19 protein-coding genes are annotated in these 18895 nt (G+C 63.2%); 6 read left to right on the top strand and 13 right to left on the bottom strand.

Annotated features, from left to right (window positions below; translation table 11 throughout):
• Window positions 1-12 precede the first annotated feature (12 nt).
• From B015_RS0112685 to tpiA, 13 genes are all read right to left on the bottom strand, one after another.
• A complete protein-coding gene (locus B015_RS0112685) occupies window positions 13-1380 on the bottom strand; it encodes a pyruvate dehydrogenase complex E1 component subunit beta (protein ID WP_018428073.1) in 1368 nt (455 codons plus the stop codon).
• 14 nt (window positions 1381-1394) lie between these two features.
• Window positions 1395-2435, bottom strand: a complete 1041-nt coding sequence (pdhA, locus tag B015_RS0112690; protein WP_018428074.1) for a pyruvate dehydrogenase (acetyl-transferring) E1 component subunit alpha — start codon at window positions 2433-2435, stop codon at window positions 1395-1397.
• A 173-nt stretch (window positions 2436-2608) separates the two neighbouring features.
• On the bottom strand, window positions 2609-2938 hold the full coding sequence (locus B015_RS0112695; protein WP_018428075.1) for a septum formation initiator family protein: 330 nt from the start codon (window positions 2936-2938) through the stop codon (window positions 2609-2611).
• 130 nt (window positions 2939-3068) lie between these two features.
• Window positions 3069-4343, bottom strand: a complete 1275-nt coding sequence (gene eno, locus B015_RS0112700; RefSeq protein WP_018428076.1) for a phosphopyruvate hydratase — start codon at window positions 4341-4343, stop codon at window positions 3069-3071.
• 420 nt (window positions 4344-4763) lie between these two features.
• On the bottom strand, window positions 4764-5129 hold the full coding sequence (locus B015_RS0112705; protein WP_018428078.1) for a PRC-barrel domain-containing protein: 366 nt from the start codon (window positions 5127-5129) through the stop codon (window positions 4764-4766).
• 92 nt (window positions 5130-5221) lie between these two features.
• Window positions 5222-5425, bottom strand: a complete 204-nt coding sequence (locus tag B015_RS0112710; RefSeq protein ID WP_018428079.1) for a dodecin family protein — start codon at window positions 5423-5425, stop codon at window positions 5222-5224.
• Between the two features lie 109 nt (window positions 5426-5534).
• Window positions 5535-6368, bottom strand: coding sequence for a 3-deoxy-8-phosphooctulonate synthase (gene kdsA, locus B015_RS0112715; RefSeq protein WP_018428080.1), 834 nt, complete (start codon window positions 6366-6368; stop codon window positions 5535-5537).
• Complete coding sequence (locus B015_RS0112720; protein ID WP_018428081.1) at window positions 6365-7228, bottom strand: VOC family protein; 864 nt, start codon at window positions 7226-7228, stop codon at window positions 6365-6367. The genes kdsA and B015_RS0112720 overlap by 4 nt, the downstream gene beginning before the upstream one ends.
• 48 nt (window positions 7229-7276) lie before the next feature.
• Entirely contained in the window at window positions 7277-7819 is a 543-nt protein-coding gene (locus B015_RS0112725) for a DUF1697 domain-containing protein (RefSeq protein WP_018428082.1), read from the bottom strand.
• Window positions 7820-7877: 58 nt separating this feature from the next.
• Window positions 7878-9515, bottom strand: a complete 1638-nt coding sequence (locus B015_RS0112730) for a CTP synthase (RefSeq protein ID WP_085941092.1) — start codon at window positions 9513-9515, stop codon at window positions 7878-7880.
• A gap of 149 nt (window positions 9516-9664) precedes the next feature.
• Window positions 9665-10759 (bottom strand): L,D-transpeptidase, encoded by a 1095-nt coding sequence (locus B015_RS0112735; RefSeq protein WP_018428084.1) that lies wholly within the window; start codon window positions 10757-10759, stop codon window positions 9665-9667.
• 213 nt (window positions 10760-10972) lie between these two features.
• Entirely contained in the window at window positions 10973-11443 is a 471-nt protein-coding gene (secG, locus tag B015_RS0112740) for a preprotein translocase subunit SecG (protein ID WP_018428085.1), read from the bottom strand.
• A 157-nt stretch (window positions 11444-11600) separates the two neighbouring features.
• Window positions 11601-12365, bottom strand: coding sequence for a triose-phosphate isomerase (gene tpiA, locus B015_RS0112745; RefSeq protein WP_026227216.1), 765 nt, complete (start codon window positions 12363-12365; stop codon window positions 11601-11603).
• A gap of 145 nt (window positions 12366-12510) precedes the next feature.
• On the opposite strand from tpiA, the gene B015_RS0112750 reads away from it, so the two are divergent.
• The 6 genes from B015_RS0112750 to lexA all read left to right on the top strand — a co-directional run bounded on the left by B015_RS0112750 (window position 12511) and on the right by lexA (window position 18747).
• Window positions 12511-14409 carry a peptidylprolyl isomerase gene (locus B015_RS0112750; protein WP_018428087.1) on the top strand — a complete coding sequence of 633 codons (1899 nt, stop codon included), beginning with the start codon at window positions 12511-12513 and terminating at the stop codon, window positions 14407-14409.
• Window positions 14406-15416 (top strand): anthranilate phosphoribosyltransferase, encoded by a 1011-nt coding sequence (gene trpD, locus B015_RS0112755; RefSeq protein ID WP_018428088.1) that lies wholly within the window; start codon window positions 14406-14408, stop codon window positions 15414-15416. Before B015_RS0112750 ends, trpD begins: the two co-directional genes overlap by 4 nt.
• Window positions 15417-15420: 4 nt before the next feature.
• Window positions 15421-16233, top strand: coding sequence for an indole-3-glycerol phosphate synthase TrpC (gene trpC, locus B015_RS0112760; RefSeq protein WP_018428089.1), 813 nt, complete (start codon window positions 15421-15423; stop codon window positions 16231-16233).
• Between the two features lies 1 nt (window position 16234).
• Window positions 16235-16717, top strand: a complete 483-nt coding sequence (moaC, locus tag B015_RS0112765) for a cyclic pyranopterin monophosphate synthase MoaC (protein WP_018428090.1) — start codon at window positions 16235-16237, stop codon at window positions 16715-16717.
• Complete coding sequence (gene glp, locus B015_RS0112770) at window positions 16718-17923, top strand: gephyrin-like molybdotransferase Glp (protein ID WP_018428091.1); 1206 nt, start codon at window positions 16718-16720, stop codon at window positions 17921-17923.
• A gap of 107 nt (window positions 17924-18030) precedes the next feature.
• A complete protein-coding gene (gene lexA, locus B015_RS0112775) occupies window positions 18031-18747 on the top strand; it encodes a transcriptional repressor LexA (protein WP_018428092.1) in 717 nt (238 codons plus the stop codon).
• Window positions 18748-18895: the final 148 nt, after the last annotated feature.

Genomic DNA, 18895 nt, shown 5'->3' on the forward strand with positions numbered 1-18895 from the left:
CTCCCGCCCCTGTCAGCGATACGTGACTGCTTTGACCGCCTCGATCACCTCGCCGACGTTCGGCAGAGCGAGCTTTTCGAGATTGGCCGCATAAGGCATCGGCACGTCCTTGCCGGCAATCGTGATGACGGGCGCATCGAGATGGTCGAAGGCGCGCTGCGACACCTGGTTGGCGATGAAGTCGCCGACCGAGGACTGCGGGAAGCCTTCTTCCACCACCACCAGGCGGTTGGTCTTCTTGACCGAGGCGATGATGGTGTCGAGGTCGAGCGGACGGATGGTCCTGAGATCGATGATCTCGGCGTCGATGCCCATGCCGCGCAGCTCCGCCTCGGCCTTGACCGCATAGGTCATGCCGATGCCGAAGGAGACGATGGTGACGTCCTTGCCCGGTTTGTGGATGCGGGCCTTGCCGATCGGCAGGACGAAATCATCCAGCTTCGGCACGTCGAAATGCTGACCGTAGAGAATCTCGTTCTCGAGGAAGATGACCGGGTTCGGATCGCGGATCGCAGCCTTCAGCAGGCCCTTGGCGTCGGCTGCCGTGTAAGGCATGACCACCTTGAGACCGGGGATGTGGCTGTACCAGGCGGCATAGCACTGCGAGTGCTGGGCCGCGACGCGGGCAGCAGCTCCGTTGGGGCCGCGGAACACGATCGGCGCGCCCATCTGGCCGCCCGACATGTACAGCGTCTTCGCCGCCGAGTTGACGATCTGGTCGATCGCCTGCATGGCGAAATTGAAGGTCATGAACTCGACGATCGGCTTGAGCCCGGACATTGCCGCACCGACGCCGACACCGGCAAAGCCGTGCTCGGTAATCGGGGTGTCGACCACGCGACGCGGGCCGAATTCCTGCAGCAGTCCCTGGGTGATTTTGTAGGCGCCCTGATATTCGGCGACTTCCTCGCCCATGACGAAAACGTCGCCGTCGCGGCGCATTTCTTCGGCCATGGCGTCGCGGAGCGCTTCGCGCACCGTCATCGACACCATCTCCGTGCCGGCAGGGATATCGGGATCGGCAGCGACTTCCGTCTTGGGGGCGGCAGCAACCGGGGCGGAGGCAGCCGGGGCAGCGGCAGCAGGAGCCTCGGCCTTGGCCGGAGCAGCAGCCTTGCCGATGTCGGCCGAGCTTTCGCCGTCCTGTAAAAGCACTGCGATCGGCGTGTTGACCTTGACCCCTTCGGTACCGGCGGCGATCAGCAGCTTGCCCATGACGCCTTCGTCAACGGCCTCGACTTCCATCGTCGCCTTGTCGGTCTCGATCTCGGCGATCACGTCACCGGCGGCGACCTTGTCGCCCTCGTTCTTCAACCACTTGGACAGATTGCCCTCTTCCATCGTCGGAGAGAGCGCAGGCATGAGAATTTCGATCGGCATCTTTTCGCCCTCCCTTAGATCACGATGTCGGTCCAGAGCTCGGAAACATCCGGCTCGGGATCGGTCTGGGCGAAATCGGCGGCGTCGGCCACGACATCGCGCACGTCCTTGTCGATGGCCTTGAGGTCGTCCTCGCTTGCCCACTTCTTGGCAAGCACACGCGCCTTGACCTGCTCGATCGGGTCATGCTCGGAGCGCATCTTCTGCACTTCGTCCTTCGAACGATACTTGGCCGGATCGGACATCGAGTGGCCGCGATAGCGGTAGGTCTCCATCTCGAGGATGATCGGGCCGTTGCCCGAACGGCACCATTCGGTTGCCAGGTCGCCGGCGGCCTTGACCGCGCGCACGTCCATACCGTCGACCTTGATACCCGGAATCTTGAAGGAAACACCGCGCTGCGAGAAATCCGTCTCGGCTGAAGCGCGCGTAACGGCGGTACCCATGGCGTAGCGGTTGTTCTCGATGACGTAGATCACCGGCAGCTTCCACAGCGCGGCCATGTTGAAGCTTTCATAGACCTGGCCCTGGTTGGCGGCACCGTCGCCGAAATAGGTCAGGCTGACATTGGGGTTCTCGCGGTAGCGATTGGCGAAGGCAAGGCCCGTGCCGAGCGACACCTGGGCGCCGACGATGCCGTGACCGCCGTAGAAGTGCTTTTCCTTGGAGAACATGTGCATGGAGCCGCCCTTGCCTTTCGACAAGCCGCCCCGACGCCCGGTCAGTTCCGCCATGACGCCGCGCGCCGACAGACCCATGGCAAGCATGTGGCCGTGGTCGCGATAGGCGGTGATCATCTGGTCGCCTTCGATCAGCGACATCTGCAGGCCGGTGACGACCGCTTCCTGACCGATATAGAGGTGACAGAAGCCGCCGATGAAGCCCATGCCGTAGAGCTGGCCGGCCTTTTCCTCGAAGCGGCGGATGAGCAGCATCTCGCGATAGGCGGAGAGCTCCTGCTCCTTGGTGAAGTCGACCGGCTTGGGCGTTACCGGTGTAGACGATCTTGAATCTGATTTCGTTTTGGCAGGCGCTTTTTTGGCGGCGGTGGCCATGCATCACTCCCTAGTGGCGTCTCTTTGCGGACATTGAGGAGATCATGCATTGTCTCTCCTCTCCATGACCAAACGCTAGCATGGGGAGTGACGCTGCGCCATGCGGAAAAATGCATAGCAGGCATGCGGTTAAGCGCCTAAATTTGTTGAATTTCTTGTTGATTAACTGGAATTCAGTTAATCGCACCGCCGAGCGGACGCATGATGGTCAGCTCATCTGCATGGGAGACATTGAGCGCGTTGCGCGCCTGTTCGTCAAGCATGTCCTTCTCGAGCGTGCCGTCATGCAGCATGCGAACGCGCCGCTCGACCTCCAGGCGATGACCGCGAACCGCATCGAGCCGGCCTTGCAGCTCGCCTGCCCGCGCTTCGAGCCTGTACTTGGAATAGATGCCGAATTCGCCGTGATAGGCATGGAAGCCGAAATAGCTGAAGAACATCGCAGCAAGCGCCGGAACGATCAGCCGCCCGGTGTTTCTCTGCTTATGATGGCGTGTCCACATGGCTCGACCCTCTCTCACGCTCTTGTCGCTCCATTGTGCTTAATGGAGGGTTACGCAAGCGCGATCCGGGAAGACGGAGAGACAAAAAAGGCGGGGCAAGCCCCGCCTTTCGACATTGATGAAGCGAGCTTCAGCCGCGCAGGATCGACCTGCCTGCGTAGCGCGCCTGCTTGCCCAGTTCTTCCTCGATGCGGATGAGCTGGTTGTACTTGGCGGTACGGTCCGAACGGGCGAGCGAGCCGGTCTTGATCTGGCCGCAGTTGGTGGCAACCGCCAGGTCGGCGATGGTCGAATCCTCGGTTTCGCCAGAGCGGTGCGACATGACGGCGGTGTAGCTCGCCTTGTGTGCGGTCTCGACGGCGTCGAGCGTCTCGGTCAGCGAGCCGACTTGGTTGACCTTGACCAGGATCGAATTGGCGACGCCCATCTTGATACCGTCGCGCAGGCGGGCCGAATTGGTGACGAACAGGTCGTCGCCGACCAGCTGCACCTTGTCGCCGCAGATGTCGGTCAGGTACTTCCAGCCTTCCCAGTCGTCCTCGGCCATGCCGTCCTCGATCGAGATGATCGGATAGTCGGCAGCCAGCTTGGCAAGGTACTTGGCCTGCGCCTTGGGATCGCGGGTCTTGCGCTCGCCTTCATAGACATAGGCGCCGTCCTTGAAGAACTCAGTGGCCGCGCAGTCGAGCGCCAGTGCCACGTCTTCGCCCGGCTTGAAACCGGCCTTCTCGATCGAGGCCATGACGAAGTCGAGAGCAGCCTGGGCGCTCTTGAGATTCGGCGCGAAACCACCCTCGTCGCCGACATTGGTGTTGTGACCGGCGTCCTTCAGACCCTTCTTCAGGGTGTGGAAGATTTCCGAGCCCCAGCGCACGGCGTCACGCAGCGAAGGCGCGCCGATCGGCATGATCATGAATTCCTGAAAGTCGATCGGATTGTCTGCATGCGCGCCGCCGTTGATGATGTTCATCATCGGCACCGGCAGGACGCGGGCGTTCGGGCCGCCGACATAACGGTAGAGCGGCAGGCCCGACGACTCGGCCGCGGCCTTGGCAACCGCAAGCGACACGCCGAGGATGGCGTTGGCGCCGAGACGGCTTTTGTTGGGCGTGCCATCCAGCTCGATCATGGTCTGGTCGATATGGATCTGGTGCTCGGCTTCCATGCCGCCGATCGCCTCGAACAACTCGCCGTTGACGGCTTCCACGGCGCGCTCGACGCCCTTGCCGAGATAGCGTGGGCCACCGTCACGCAGTTCCATTGCCTCATGGGCGCCGGTCGAAGCGCCTGACGGCACGGCCGCACGGCCCATCGAGCCGTCTTCGAGAACCACGTCCACCTCGACGGTGGGATTGCCACGGCTGTCGAGAATCTCGCGGCCGACGATATCGATGATTGCTGTCATAAGAGGCATCCCCGGGAGCTGATCGCAGAATGGATCGGTTGGATTTCCGCGCCCGTCTTAGCCAAAGCAGACAAAAAGGCAATCGCGTGGGTCGAAATATCACGTTGCGTAAGCCGCGATTCACTTTCAGCAAAGCGCTGTCACGATTTTTCATCTGAACAGGCAGGCAAAACCCGACACTTTCGGGTAAGTTCGCTGCGCGCGGGGCGAAACAGAGGGAGTTTCGCCATGACCGAGTTGAGTGGTATCCTGAGTTTGTTCTTCATCGCAGCCGCATTCCTGACCTCTTGCGACAGCCAACCGCCCACACTGGGCAAGTCGCATGTGAGAATGCTCACGACCGAGAGATAGGTGCGCCGCCTCTGGACAAAGAAAGCCCCGCATTTTGCGGGGCTTTCTTTTTCTCGCTCGAGCCGCCGGTCAATGCCAGTAAGGCTTCACTCGGTAATGCAGGAAAGCGGCATCGCGAGCCGCCCGGCCGTCATCCTGGGTCAGTTCGCTGACCGAATAGGCAGGAGCCGCCTTGAGCTGGTCGACGGAGAACGGCACGACATAGCCGCCCCGTGTCTTGTCGTAACCGAGCGCCGGCCAGGGAACGGCATGGTACTTCTCGCCCATCCCGAGGAAGCCGCCGAACCCGACGACAGCGAACATGATGCCGTTCGACGTCTTGTCGAGCATCACGTCCTCGATCGTGCCGATGGTCTCGCCGGCGGAATTGTAGACGCTGGTGCCGATGACCCGCGATGCGGGAATGGCCTGGGTATGGCCGGTGACAGTCGTCATGGTCCTGCTCCTGTTGTGTTGTGGGATGCAGGGTTAACGATGCCCCGGCCGGCAGGTTCCGATCTTTTTTGGGCGTGCGACAGCTGCAGCTGTCAGTCGGTGAGGATGAAAGTCACCTTCATGTTGACCCGGTAAGCAACGATCTTGCCGTTCTCGACGACCACTTTCTGGTCCTGGATCCAGGCGCCTTCGACATTCTTCAGCGTTTTCGAGGCGCGCGCGATACCATCTTCAATGGCGTCCTTGAAGCTCTTGGTCGACGATGCTGTGATTTCCGTAACGCGGGCAACAGTCATGGAAGTCCTCCTGCTGAAATGCTCAGTCACGGAAGAATCCTACGCCCGGCCGAGGCCGGGCTCAAGCAGGAGTTGCAGGCGGGCGACGCAGCCGCGCGGAGCGCGCCTGCTAGGCCTTGGCGACGCGATCGAAGGCCATCAGTCTTTCGAGCAAGGCCGGCATGTCCTTGAACGGCACCATGTTGGGTCCATCCGACGACGTGGAATTGTCGGGATCCTCGTGCGTTTCGATAAACACGCCAGCGACGCCGACGGCAACGGCCGCACGTGCCAGCGTCTCGACGAAGCGGCGCTCGCCGCCCGAGGTGGCGCCCAGCCCGCCCGGCTGCTGCACCGAATGGGTGGCGTCGAAAATGACAGGCGCGCCCATGTCGGCCATGATCGGCAGCGCGCGCATGTCGGACACCAGCGTGTTGTAGCCGAAGGACGCGCCGCGCTCGGTCACCAGGACGTTCGGATTGCCCGAGCCGGTAACCTTGGCGATGACGTTCTTCATGTCCCAGGGGGCGAGGAACTGGCCCTTCTTGACGTTGACGACCTTGCCGGTCTTGGCGGCAGCAATGAGCATGTCGGTCTGGCGGCTGAGGAAGGCCGGGATCTGCAGCACATCGACCACTTCGGCAACGATAGCGCACTGTTCTTCGGTGTGCACGTCGGTGAGAACGGTAACACCCAGTTCCTTGCGCAGGTCGGCGAAAGCGGGCAGCGCCGCATCGAGGCCGGCACCGCGGGTGCTGGACAGCGAACTGCGGTTGGCCTTGTCGAAGCTCGACTTGTAGACAAAGCCGATACCGAGCTTCTGGGTCAGTTCCTTGAGCTTGCCGGCCATGTCGAAGGCATGCTGGCGCGATTCGAACTGGCACGGGCCGGCGATCAGCGACAGCGGCGCGTCATTGGCAAACAGCGTGTTGCCCACTGAGACGGTGGCGTTCGGCTTGGTCATTTCTGTTCCTCGAATATGAAGGCAGCACCCTGCCCCGGCGCTGGCGGAATCACCAGCCGATGGCCGTCTAGATCGTGTTCGATGCCGCGCTCTGCAAGGAGCATACGCAGGCTTGCCAGATCGTCGACGGCGAAAACGATGGAGCCGAGCTGGATATGGTTGCTCCCCGTCGCCGCGCGAACGATGAAATCTGTGTTCGCCAGCGACACCTTGGTGCCGTCGGCTGCTGGTTCGGATGCGCTGCGCGCGACCGTCGACAGGAAGGCTGCGGCCGAGGCGGAGTTGGCGGCCTTGGCCTCTATGGCAACTACACGGCGCACGCCATTGGCATGGACCTGCAGGGCGCTGCGGTCGACCTTGGGCGCGTTGGCGCGCTCGCAGGCAAAGAAGAAGGCGTCCCCGGTGTTCGCGGGCTCAGCCGTGAAGGCGAGCCGGAACGATGCGACATCGGCGCGTCCGCCGGCATCGACGAAGGGCCGCGAGAAATCGAGGCGTGGGCCGGCCGAGACACCGGCTTCGACAAATTCGCGATGGTCGGCGTCGGCGTCATCGGAGGCGAAGACGACAGCGGAAAAGCCTTCATTGCCATGAGCGACGCGAAACGAACGGTCGCGCGCCACGAAGACGTTGCTGTTGGACACGGCCAGATCGACGGCAGAGGCGTCGCCCACCGCCAGCGGCTCCAGGAAGGTGCCGTCGGCGAGATAGATGCAGCAATTGATCGTACCGAAGGGGTGGACGCCCTCGGGCGCGACCGTGAAACCAAGCGATGACAGGCGTTGGCGCGCAACCGCAAGGCTGGCGGTCGGCAGGACCACGTGGTCGAGGGCACGCGGCCCATTCTGGACGGTTTTGGTCATTGGCCAGCGCTGTGCCTCAATTCAGTGTTTTTCGCAAGGTGAAGCGCCTCAAAGCCCTGAAACCATGTCGCCCAGCCGGCGGACCGTGTTCCAGTTCCGCGACGTGCCGACACCACCTGCCCGCTTCGGCGTCAGCGCGCCAAGCAGCCGCGACGTTCCGGCACTGCGGGAGAAATGCAGCCAGATGTCTCCGTTCACGGCAGCAAGCTTCTCGTCCGGTGCCACGTAGGAGCGCAGCCGGTCGATGATATCTGGCGTCACCGGCTTACGCATCACCCGCACAGCCACCTGGTCTGGTTCGCGTTCCGCGTCCTCAGGGAACGGATTGGCAGCTACAAGTTTCGTCCATGAAGCTGCATCGCGGACGATGATATCGACGTGCTTGCCGAATTTCCGGGCGAAAGACGTTTCGAGATCGCGTTCGAGCTCGGGAATTACCCTGTCCGCTTCGAAGACCAGATTTCCGGTCGCCACCAGCGTGCGCGGATCGGCAAGACCGAGATCGGCAGCCATGTCGCGCAGGTCGGACATGACGACTCGTCGTCCGGGGCCGAGAACGATGCTGTAGAGCAGCGCCACGTAGGTGGTCATGCGTGATGCCACTCAGGAAAGATGCGCGCCGGCGAACTCGCGTCGGCGCGCATGGATATCAGACCAGCCGGCTTTGTTCGACGGCAGCTTCAATGAAGCTTGCAAACAGCGGATGCGGCTCCAGGGGGCGGCTCTTCAACTCCGGATGGTACTGGACGCCGATGAACCAGGGGTGGTCAGGATATTCGACCGTCTCGGGCAGCACGCCGTCTGGCGACATTCCGGCAAAGACCAGACCGCACTCTTCGAGGCGCTCCTTGTAATCGATATTGACCTCATAGCGGTGGCGGTGACGTTCGGAGATGTCGGTATCGCCATAGATCTCGGCGATCTTCGAGCCTTCCGACAGCCGCGCCTCGAACGCGCCGAGGCGCATCGTGCCGCCGAGATCGCCCGAGGCCTTGCGCTTCTCGAGCATGTTGCCCTTGAGCCATTCGGTCATCAGGCCGACAACCGGCTCCTTGGTCGAACCGAACTCGGTCGAAGAGGCATTCTCGATGCCGGCCAACGAACGCGCCGCCTCGATGCAGGCCATCTGCATGCCGAAGCAGATACCGAAATACGGCACCTTGCGCTCGCGGGCGAACTTGGCTGCCAGGATCTTGCCTTCCGAGCCGCGCTCGCCGAAGCCGCCGGGCACGAGGATGCCGTGGACTTTCTCCAGGAACGGTGCCGGATCTTCCTTTTCGAAGACCTCGCTCTCGATCCAGTCGAGCTTGACCTTGACGTTGTTGGCGAGGCCGCCATGCGACAGCGCCTCGATCAGCGACTTATAGGCATCCTTGAGGCCGGTGTACTTGCCGACCACGGCGATGGTGACCTCGCCTTCGGGATTGTGGATCAGCTGCGACACGTTCTGCCAGGCGTCGAGACGCGGCTTGGGGGCAGGGTCGATGCCGAAAGCGGCCAGCACTTCCGAATCCAGGCCTTCCTTATGGTAGGCCAGTGGCACGTCGTAGATGTGGCCTACGTCGAGCGCCTGGATGACGGCCGATTCGCGCACATTGCAGAACAGCGACAGCTTGCGGCGCTCTTCCTTGGGAATGTCGCGGTCGGCGCGCACCAGAAGGATGTCCGGAGCAATGCCGATCGAGCGCAGCTCCTTGACCGAGTGCTGGGTCGGCTTGGTCTTGAGCTCGCCAGCGGTCGGGATGTACGGCATCAAGGTCAGATGCACGTAGACCGCGTTGTTGCGCGGCAGGTCGTTGCCGAGCTGGCGAATGGCTTCGAGGAACGGCATCGCCTCGATGTCGCCCACCGTGCCGCCGATCTCGCAGAGCACGAAATCGTACTCATCGTTGCCGTCGAGGATGAAGTTCTTGATCTCGTCGGTGACGTGCGGAATGACCTGCACGGTTGCGCCGAGATAGTCGCCGCGCCGCTCACGCTCGATGATGTTCTTGTAGATGCGGCCGGTGGTGATGTTGTCGCTCTGGTTCGCCGAACGCCCGGTGAAGCGTTCGTAGTGACCGAGATCGAGATCGGTTTCCGCGCCGTCGTCGGTCACGAACACCTCACCATGCTGGTAAGGCGACATCGTTCCCGGGTCGACGTTCAGATACGGATCGAGTTTACGGATGCGCACGCGATATCCGCGTGCTTGCAGAAGAGCCCCTAGGGCTGCTGCGGCTATGCCTTTTCCAAGGGAAGAGACCACGCCGCCGGTGATGAAAACATATCGCGCCATGGGAGTCATCGCTTAACGCGGCCAAATCGATTCCGCCAGAGAAAAATCCGCCGCGTCGGACTTTTCCCTATCTGGCAATACGGTTCTGCGTGCGGGAATGCGCGCAAACAAAAAGGCCGGCGTGACCGCCGGCCCACTATCAGCGTTCGAAGAACGCCTTACATGACGATGACTTCAGAGCCCATCTTCACGCGATTGTAGAGGTCCATGACATGGTCATTGACCATCCGGAAGCAACCGTTCGAAGAATTTGTGCCGATCGTCTGCGGCTGGTTGGTACCATGGATACGGATATGGGTATCCTTCTTGCCCTGGTAAAGGTAGATGGCGCGCGCGCCGAGCGGGTTTTCCGGTCCGCCGTTCATGCCGTCCTTGTACTGGCCGTACTTCTTGGGCTCGCGCTCCTGCATTTCCTTGGTCGGAATCCAGCGCGGCCATTCCTGCTTGTCGCCGATGGTCGCCTTGCCCTTGAACTCCAGCCCTTCGCGGCCGACCGCGATGGCATAGCGGCGGGCCGTCGAGGACGACTCGATCAGGTAGAGGTAACGCGAGCCGGTGTCGACAACGATCTGGCCACGTTCATAGCCGGGGAACGAAACTTCCTGCGGCTCGAAATCGGACTTTACCTTGAACTGCTTCTTGGCCTGCTTGGCCTGCAGCACAGCGTCCAGCGCCCGGGTCTGCGGCAGCATGGCCTGCTGCTGAGGTGCGCTGCCGAAGATACCGCCGAACAGGCCGGCCTGCTTGGGCTTGCCCGGAGCCTCGCTGCGCAGTTCACCGCTGTTGCCCGTGGAAGCCACCTCCATCGCGTCGGGAGCGAGCGGCTCGATAGGCTTCATCACCTCGAGAGGCTGCAGGTTGCGCTTGGCGGGAGCGGCCGAAGCGACCTGTTCGTTCGCCTTCTCGGCCTTCTTCAGACGAGCCAGTTCACGGGCCTGCTCGGCCTTCTGCTTGGCGGCTTCGCGCATGGCCATCTTCTTGGCCTCGAGCATCTTCAGGCGGGCCGTCTCGTTGTCGGCCTTGATCTTGGATTCCAGCTCCTTGATTCGGGCCAGATCGTCGTCGGTCGGCTTCTTCTTTTTCTTGAGCTGCTTCAGTTCTGAGACATCGCTCTTTGCGGCGACGGCAATCACGTCACTTGCAACCCCAGGCTGCGGCGCCTCGACCCTGCCGGCGGGAGTGGCGGCAAGGGCGGCGGTGGAGCTCAGAAGGGAGGCGCAAAGACCGGCGAGTAGGATGCGGCGGAGCTGCATGGCGAAAGATCCCGAACGTTCAAGGCAAATAATGCAACGACAACGTGCGGTGCCCCCGAGGCCCCCGTCCACTTGCCGCGCCCCTGCTATAAGCGATTAGCCGGAGCCGCCTCAAGAGAGGCAACTCCGGCTAAGTGATCGCGAATTCGTGATACAGGCTGATTTGCCGCGACTGTGTTCAAACAACAACAGGTTGCGGCAGGCAGGCTCGATTTAGTTGGGAACCTGCGGCGTGGCAGGAGCCGTGCCCGAAGCAGGCTGCTCGGCCGAACCCGAGGCCGCCGGAGCGGTAGCCGGCGCTGCAGGCTGTTCGGTCGCGGGTGCTGCAGGCGCCGTCGTGCCCGAAGCAGGTGCCGCTGGGGCCGGGGCCGTCGAACCGCCGAGCTGATTGAGGATGCCCTGGCCGTTGCCCGACGGCGCTCCCTGCGTCGCCGGAGCGCGGTCGAGAATGTCGATCGGCTTCTCGCCGTAGCGGGCGATGATCGACAGCGTCAGCGACGTGACGAAGAAGACGGTTGCCAGGATTGCCGTGGCGCGGGTCAGCGCATTGGCGGCGCCGCGCGCAGTCATGAAGCCGGAACCGCCGCCGATGCCGAGACCACCGCCTTCGGAACGCTGCAGAAGCACCACGCCGACGAGGGCGAGCACGACCATCAGATGGATGACGATGATGACGGTTTCCATTGCGCTTCCTGGGATCTTTCCTGACGGGGACTGGCCGGCACGCTAACGCGCCCGGCATTCCGGAGGCGGCTCAATACAATGCTTTGACAGCATTTCCAAGCCCGCCGCCCGAATATGGGGCGACACGCTGCCTTTGCAACGGTCACCCTGGGTTAAATCAGAGCTTGCGATAGGCTTCCGCGATACCGAGGAAGTCGGCAGCCTTGAGGCTGGCGCCACCGACGAGCGCGCCGTCGACATTGGCGATGTTGAGAAGCTCGACGGCGTTCGACGGCTTCACCGAGCCGCCATAGAGGATGCGCATCTTGGCAGCCACCTCGCCGAGCTTGTCGGTCAGGCGTGTACGGATATGCGCATGCGCTTCGGCCACGTCGGCGGCGGTCGGGGTAAGGCCAGTGCCGATGGCCCAGACTGGTTCGTAGGCGATGATCGCATTGGATGGGGTAGCGGTGCCGGGCACCGAACCTTCGATCTGGCGCGACAGCACCTTCAGGGTTTCCCCCGTCTCGCGTTCGGCAAGCGTCTCGCCGATGCAGATGACGGCGACCAACCCTGCCCGCCATGCGGCTTCCGCCTTGGCGCGGACGACATCATCGGTTTCACCATGGTCGGTGCGGCGTTCGGAGTGGCCGACAATGACGTGGCTCGCGCCTGCATCCTTCAGCATCTCGGCCGAGATATCGCCGGTGTGGGCGCCGTTTTCCCTGGCGTGGCAATCCTGGCCGCCCGCCTTGACCGGCGTGCGATGGAGGATTTCCGAGGCGCGCGACAACAGCGTCGACGGCAGGCAGAGCAAAGCTTCGGTGTCGGCGTCGAGGCCGCTCATGAAACCGCCCGCAATGCTCCGCAATTCATTGAGCGATGCGCTCGTGCCGTTCATTTTCCAGTTGCCGGCAACGAGTGGGCGAATTCCTGGAGTCATGTGCTCTTCCCTCGACATCTAACTACGCTCGGGCACCCTCACTACCAAAATCAGGCCACAAAGCAATCGACACTGGCGTCGAAGGACGCTATTGCGCTTCGTTCATGCAGGCGCATGCGAGAATGCGCGAATACGGGATCTGAATATGCTCGAAACGATGCGAAGTGCCGCTGGAACCTGGGTCGCGAAGCTGCTGCTTCTGCTGCTTGTGGTGAGCTTCGCCATCTGGGGCATTTCCGGACGCATGCTACACGAATTCGGCGGCGACAAGGTCATCACCGCTGGCGGCACCTCTGTGTCCGCAGTCGAATATCGCCTCGCCTACGACCGCCAGCTCAATGTCATGTCGCAGCAGTTCGGCCAGCGCCTGACTGCCGAACAGGCCAAGGCGCTCGGCATCGAGAACCAGGTCGTGGCGCAGCTCGTTGCAGGTGCGGTGCTCGATGAGCAGGCGCGCAAGCTCGGCCTCGGCCTGTCCAAGGACCGCCTGGCACAGCTGACCTGGGACGATCCGACCTTCAAGGGTCCCGATGGCCAGTTCGACCGCCGTGCATTCGAATACATCCTGCGCCAGATCGGCATGCGCCCCGAGGACTATCTTAAGAACCGCGGCCAGGTCGCCGTGCGCCAGCAGATCGTCGAGGCCGTTTCCGACGGCATGAAGGCGCCCGACACCTTCCTGCGAGCAGTAGCCCTTTATCGCGGCGAAGACCGCACCGTCGATTACCTCACCCTGCCGAAGTCGCTGGTCGAGCCAATCGCCCCTCCGGCTGCCGACGCGCTCAAGACCTGGTTTGAGGAAAACAAGAAGAACTACGCGGCACCCGAGTTCCGCAAGCTGAGCTATGTCAAGCTTGAGCCCGAGGACATCATGGACCTCGGCTCGGTGACCGACGAGCAGGTTCGCCAGGACTACGACAAGAACAAGTCGCACTTCACCACGCCAGAGACGCGCAAGATCGACCAACTGGTCTTCGCCAGCGCCGATGCGGCCAAGGCAGCGTCGGACGCGATCAAGGGCGGCACGGCATTCGACAAGATGGTCGCCGACCAGGGCAAGACCGCAGCAGACGTCGCGCTCGGCACCGTCACCAAGGACGTTATCGCCGACAAGGCGGTTGCTGAAGCCGCTTTCGCGCTGCAGGCCAACCAGGTCAGCGACGTCATTCAGGGCGCCTTCGGACCGGTGCTGGTCCGCGTCAGTGAAGTGACACCCGAGACAACCAAGCCTCTGGATGAGGTCAAGGACCAGATCCGCAAGGACCTGGCCCTGGCGGAAGCCAATCGCATCCTGCTCGACGTGCACGATTCCTACGAAGACGCGCGCGCTGGAGGCGATTCCATGCAGTCGGCTGCCGACAAGCTGAAGCTCAAGGTCAACACCATCGAAGCGATCGACCGCGCCGGTCAGCGCCCTGACGGCACCGTCGTCAGCACCCTGCCGGACTCACGCAACCTGATCCAGGCCGTCTTCGAGGCGGAAGCCGGCATCGACAACCAGCCGCTCAACATCGGCACCAACGGCTTCGTGTTCTTCGAGGTCAACGGCATCACGCCTGCCCGTGATCGTACGCTCGACGAGGTCCACGACAAGGTTGTGGCCGACTGGACTGCCGCCGAGACGACAAAGCGCCTCAAGGACAAGGCCGACGAGCTGGCAAAGCGCCTCAAGGACGGTACCGACCTCGCCACCATCGCCTCCGAGCTCAATCTCGAGAAGCAGACCAAGCGCGGCTTGAAGCGCGAGGCCGATGACGCCGACTTCGGTCGCGAAGGTGCTGCCGCCATGTTCGAGATGGGCCAGGGCGGCACCGGCGTCGTGCCCTCGCCGACCGGCGACGGCCAGATCCTGTTCAAGATCGTCGAGGTGTTTGAGCCGGCCGGCGCCGATGCCAGCACGGTTCCGGCAGACGCGCAGAAGTCCTTCGCCACCGGCATGTCGGACGACCTGCTCGATCAGTTGGTGCAGCAACTGCAGGCCGAATACGGTGCAACCGTCAACCAGCAGGCCCTGGCCCGGGCAAGCACGGCACCGGCAAGATGAGCGCGCTGAAGCCCCATATCGCCAAGGTCGCAGCGGGAACGCCGCTCACCTTCGAGGAAGCACGCGATGCTTTCGACATCATCATGTCGGGCGAAGCGACGCCCGGCCAGATAGGCGGCTTCCTGATGGCGCTGCGCGTGCGCGGCGAAACCGTCAGCGAGATTTCGGGCGCCGTCGCCACGATGCGCGACAAGATGCTGCGCGTCGACGCACCTGCGGATGCCATCGACATCGTCGGCACCGGTGGTGACGGCTCGCACAGCGTCAACATCTCGACCGCATCGGCCTTCGTCATCGCCGGCGCGGGCGTGCCTGTGGCCAAACACGGCAATCGCGGCCTGTCGTCGCTGACAGGCGCTGCCGACGTGCTGACGGCGCTGGGCGTCAACATCGAGCTTACGCCCGAGGCCATCGGCCGATGCATCCACGAAGCAGGCGTCGGCTTCATGTTCGCGCCCGCGCATCATCCGGCAATGAAGCATGTCGGTGCGACACGCGTCGAACTCGGCACGCGCACCATCTTCAACCTGCTCGGCCCGCTCTCCAATCCGGCCGGCGTCGACCGCCAGCTCGTCGGCGTGTTCTCGCCCGAATGGATTGTTCCGGTCGCCGAGACGCTGAAGGAACTTGGCGCCGTCTCGACCTGGGTCGTTCATGGCGACGGCTATGACGAGATCACCACGACGGGCGAAACGCATGTCGCGGCCTTGGCCGACGGCAAGATCTCGACCTTCACGCTGACGCCCGAACAGGTCGGCCTCGCCAGGCACACGCGCGAAGAGCTGCGTGGCGGTGATTCCTCCTACAATGCGGCGGCATTGCGTGGCGTGATAGAGGGTGCCAAGGGTGCCTATCGCGACACGGTTCTGATGAATGCCGGCGCCGGCCTGGTTGTCGCCGGTAAGGTCGCAACCATTGGCGAAGGCATCAAGCTTGCCGCCGATGCGATCGACAGTGGCCGCGCCCGCGCCGTGCTCGACCGGCTGGTCGGCATCTCGAACGGATAGCACCATGGCCGACATCCTCCGCCGCATCGAAGCCTACAAGCGCGACGAGATCGCAGCTGCCAAGGCCCGCCTGCCGCTCGGCGAACTGCAGGCGCAGGCACGCGATGCCGACACGCCGCGCGGCTTCCTCAAGGCGCTGGAAGCCAAGCGCCGCGAGGGCCGTTTCGGGCTGATCGCCGAGATCAAGAAGGCGAGCCCGTCCAAGGGCTTGATCCGCGCCGATTTCGATCCGCCGTCGCTGGCTCAAGCCTATGCCGGGGGCGGCGCCGCCTGCCTTTCTGTCCTGACCGACACGCCGTCGTTCCAGGGCGCCCCGGAATTCCTCACCGCGGCGCGCAAGGCCTGCGCCCTGCCCGCGCTGCGCAAGGACTTCATGTTCGAGCCCTACCAGGTCTACGAAGCCCGTGCCTGGGGCGCGGACGCCATCCTGATAATCATGGCGAGCCTGAGCGACGACGATGCCAGCCGCCTCGAGGACACCGCCTTCGAGCTCGGCATGGATGCCCTGATCGAGGTGCATGACGAGGAAGAGACCGAGCGTGCGCTGAAGCTTGAATCGCGGCTCCTCGGCGTCAACAACCGTAACCTCAGGACCTTCGAGGTGAGCCTCACCACGTCGGAGCGGCTGGCGCCGATGGTGCCGGCGGATCGCGTTCTGGTCGGCGAAAGCGGCATCTTCACCCATGACGATTGTCTGCGGCTGGAGAAGTCGGGCATCGGCAGCTTCCTCGTCGGCGAAAGCCTGATGCGTCAGTCCGACGTGGCGGCAGCGACCCGCTTGCTGCTCGAAGGCGCGCAGCAAGCGGCCGGAGCCTGACATGGCAGCGGCGCTCACCCATATCGGTGCCGCGGGCGAAGCCAACATGGTCGATGTCGGCGACAAGGCCGAAACGACCCGCACGGCGATCGCCGAAGGCATGATCGCCATGCGGCCCGAGACGCTTGATCTAATCCTCTCCGGCAACGCCAAGAAGGGCGACGTGCTGGGCACAGCGCGCATTGCCGGCATCATGGCGGCCAAGCGCACGCATGAGCTGATCCCGCTCTGCCATCCGATCCTGCTGACCAAGGTGACGGTTGAGATCGAGCCGGACGAGACCCTGCCCGGCCTGCGCGTGACCGCACTTGCGCGCGTCACCGGCAAGACCGGCGTCGAGATGGAGGCGCTGACGGCTGCCTCAGTTGCCTGCCTGACCATCTACGACATGGCCAAGGCGGCCGACCGCGGCATGGTGATTTCAGGCATCCGGCTGATCGAAAAGACCGGCGGCAAGTCGGGCGACTTCAAGGCGACAGAATAGATGGCACTGCTGCCGGTCACCGAGGCTCTCGAACGCCTGCTTGAAGGTGCCGCACCCACCGGCACGGATCGGGTTACCCTGCACGAGGCAGCCGACCGCGTTCTGGCGGCACCGCTGTACGCCTTGCGCACCCAGCCGCCTTTCGACGCCTCCGCCATGGACGGCTATGCTGTCAGGGCAGCAGACATCGCCACGCTTCCGGCGAAACTTTCAGTCATCGGCCAGGCCCCGGCGGGACGACAATTCACCGGGACCGTCAGTACGGGACAGGCAGTGCGCATCTTCACCGGAGCGCCGGTTCCCGCGGGGGCGGACACCGTGGTGATCCAGGAAAACGCGCGTGATCTCGGCAATGGTGCGGTCGAAGTGCTGGAACCGACAGATCCCGGCCGCAACATTCGCCTCAGCGGCCTCGATTTCAGCGAAGGCGACCTCATCCTCGACGCCGGCCGCCTGCTCGATCCGGCAGCCCTCTCGCTGATCGCCTCCGCCAATCACCCCGACGTCCAGGTGGTGCGCGCACCACTGGTCGCGATCATCGCCACCGGCGACGAGCTTCTGCTGCCGGGTAGCACGCCCGGCCCCGACCAGATCATCTCGTCCAACGCCTATGGCGTCGCTGCAATTGCCCGCTCGATCGGCGCTCGTGTGCTCGACCTCGGCATAGCCGCCGACAGCACGGACGCCATCTCGGGGTTGGTCCAGAAAGCACTCGACGCCAAGGCCGATGTCATCGTCACACTGGGCGGTGCGTCCGTCGGCGACCACGACCTAGTGCATCGCGTGTTAACCGGCCTCGGCATGGATCTTTCGTTCTGGAAGATCGCCATGCGCCCCGGCAAACCGCTGATGTTTGGTCGCCTCGGCGCGACGCGCTGCGTCGGCCTGCCCGGCAATCCGGTCGCGAGCCTCATCTGCTCGCACATCTTCCTGAAGCCGCTGCTGGCAAAATTGGGCGGACGCTCTCACGTCGCCGACATCAGGGACGGTGTGCTCGATACGCCGATGCCGGCCAACGATCTGCGTCAGGATTTTGTCCGCGCTGTCGCACGCCAGACCCTTGATGGGCTCGTCGTCACGCCGTTTACGGTGCAGGATTCGTCCATGCTCCGGACGCTGGCCGACGCCAATTGCGCTGTTATCCGCGGCCCCTTTGCGGAACCGGCCGAATCCGGCAGTGCCTGCCGCGTGCTGATGCTGCGCTGAACAATCCCGCCGATAACCTTCACGAAATTTAAACAGTTGCGGAACACAACTGGAACAGATAGTGTTTGTTCCGGGTTTGTTTTTCTCGCGATTCCTTGGGGGCGGCGATGCTGACGCGCAAACAACATGAGCTTCTGCTGTTCATCCATGAGCGGTTGAAGGAGGCGGGCATCCCTCCATCCTTCGATGAAATGAAGGAAGCGCTCGACCTCGCCTCCAAGTCCGGCATCCATCGCCTGATCACCGCACTCGAGGAACGCGGCTTCATCCGCCGCCTGCCCAACAGGGCACGAGCGCTCGAAGTGCTGCGCCTGCCCGACTCGATTGCGCCCGGTCTCAACGCTGCCAGGAAGTTCTCGCCAAGCGTCATCGAAGGGTCGCTTGGCCGCAAGCCCGAGCCGTCGCGCCCGGCCGCTGCAAGCAACGACGACGATGCCGTGTCCGCCATTGCCATTCCAGTCATGGGACGGATCGCTGCGGGTGTGCCGATCGACGCGATCCAGCACCGGACACACACCATTTCGGTGCCGCCAGACATGATCATGGGCGGCGAGCACTATGCGCTTGAGGTCAAAGGCGACTCGATGATCGAGGCCGGCATTTTCGACGGCGACACTGTCATCATCCGGAATGCCAGTACCGCGAGCCCCGGCGAGATCGTCGTGGCCCTCGTCGACGACGAGGAGGCGACGCTGAAACGTTTCCGCCGCAAGGGCGCCTCGATCGCTCTGGAGGCAGCCAATCCCGCCTATGAGACCCGCATCTTCGGGCCAGACAGGGTCAAGGTGCAGGGCAAGCTCGTCGGGCTGATCCGCCGCTACTAGGGCAACTCCCAGAAGACGAAGCGTTTTCCGTCTCAAGTTGTGTAAGAGCAAAGACATTGAGCGTGGCCGCAATCCGAGGAGAGCGGAAATGGCGATGGTAGTCTTGAGATGCTTCGAGGCCGTATAGACCGCAGTTTCGAGCTTGCCG

It is taken from the genome of Hoeflea sp. 108 (assembly GCF_000372965.1).
Lineage (GTDB): Bacteria > Pseudomonadota > Alphaproteobacteria > Rhizobiales > Rhizobiaceae > Aminobacter.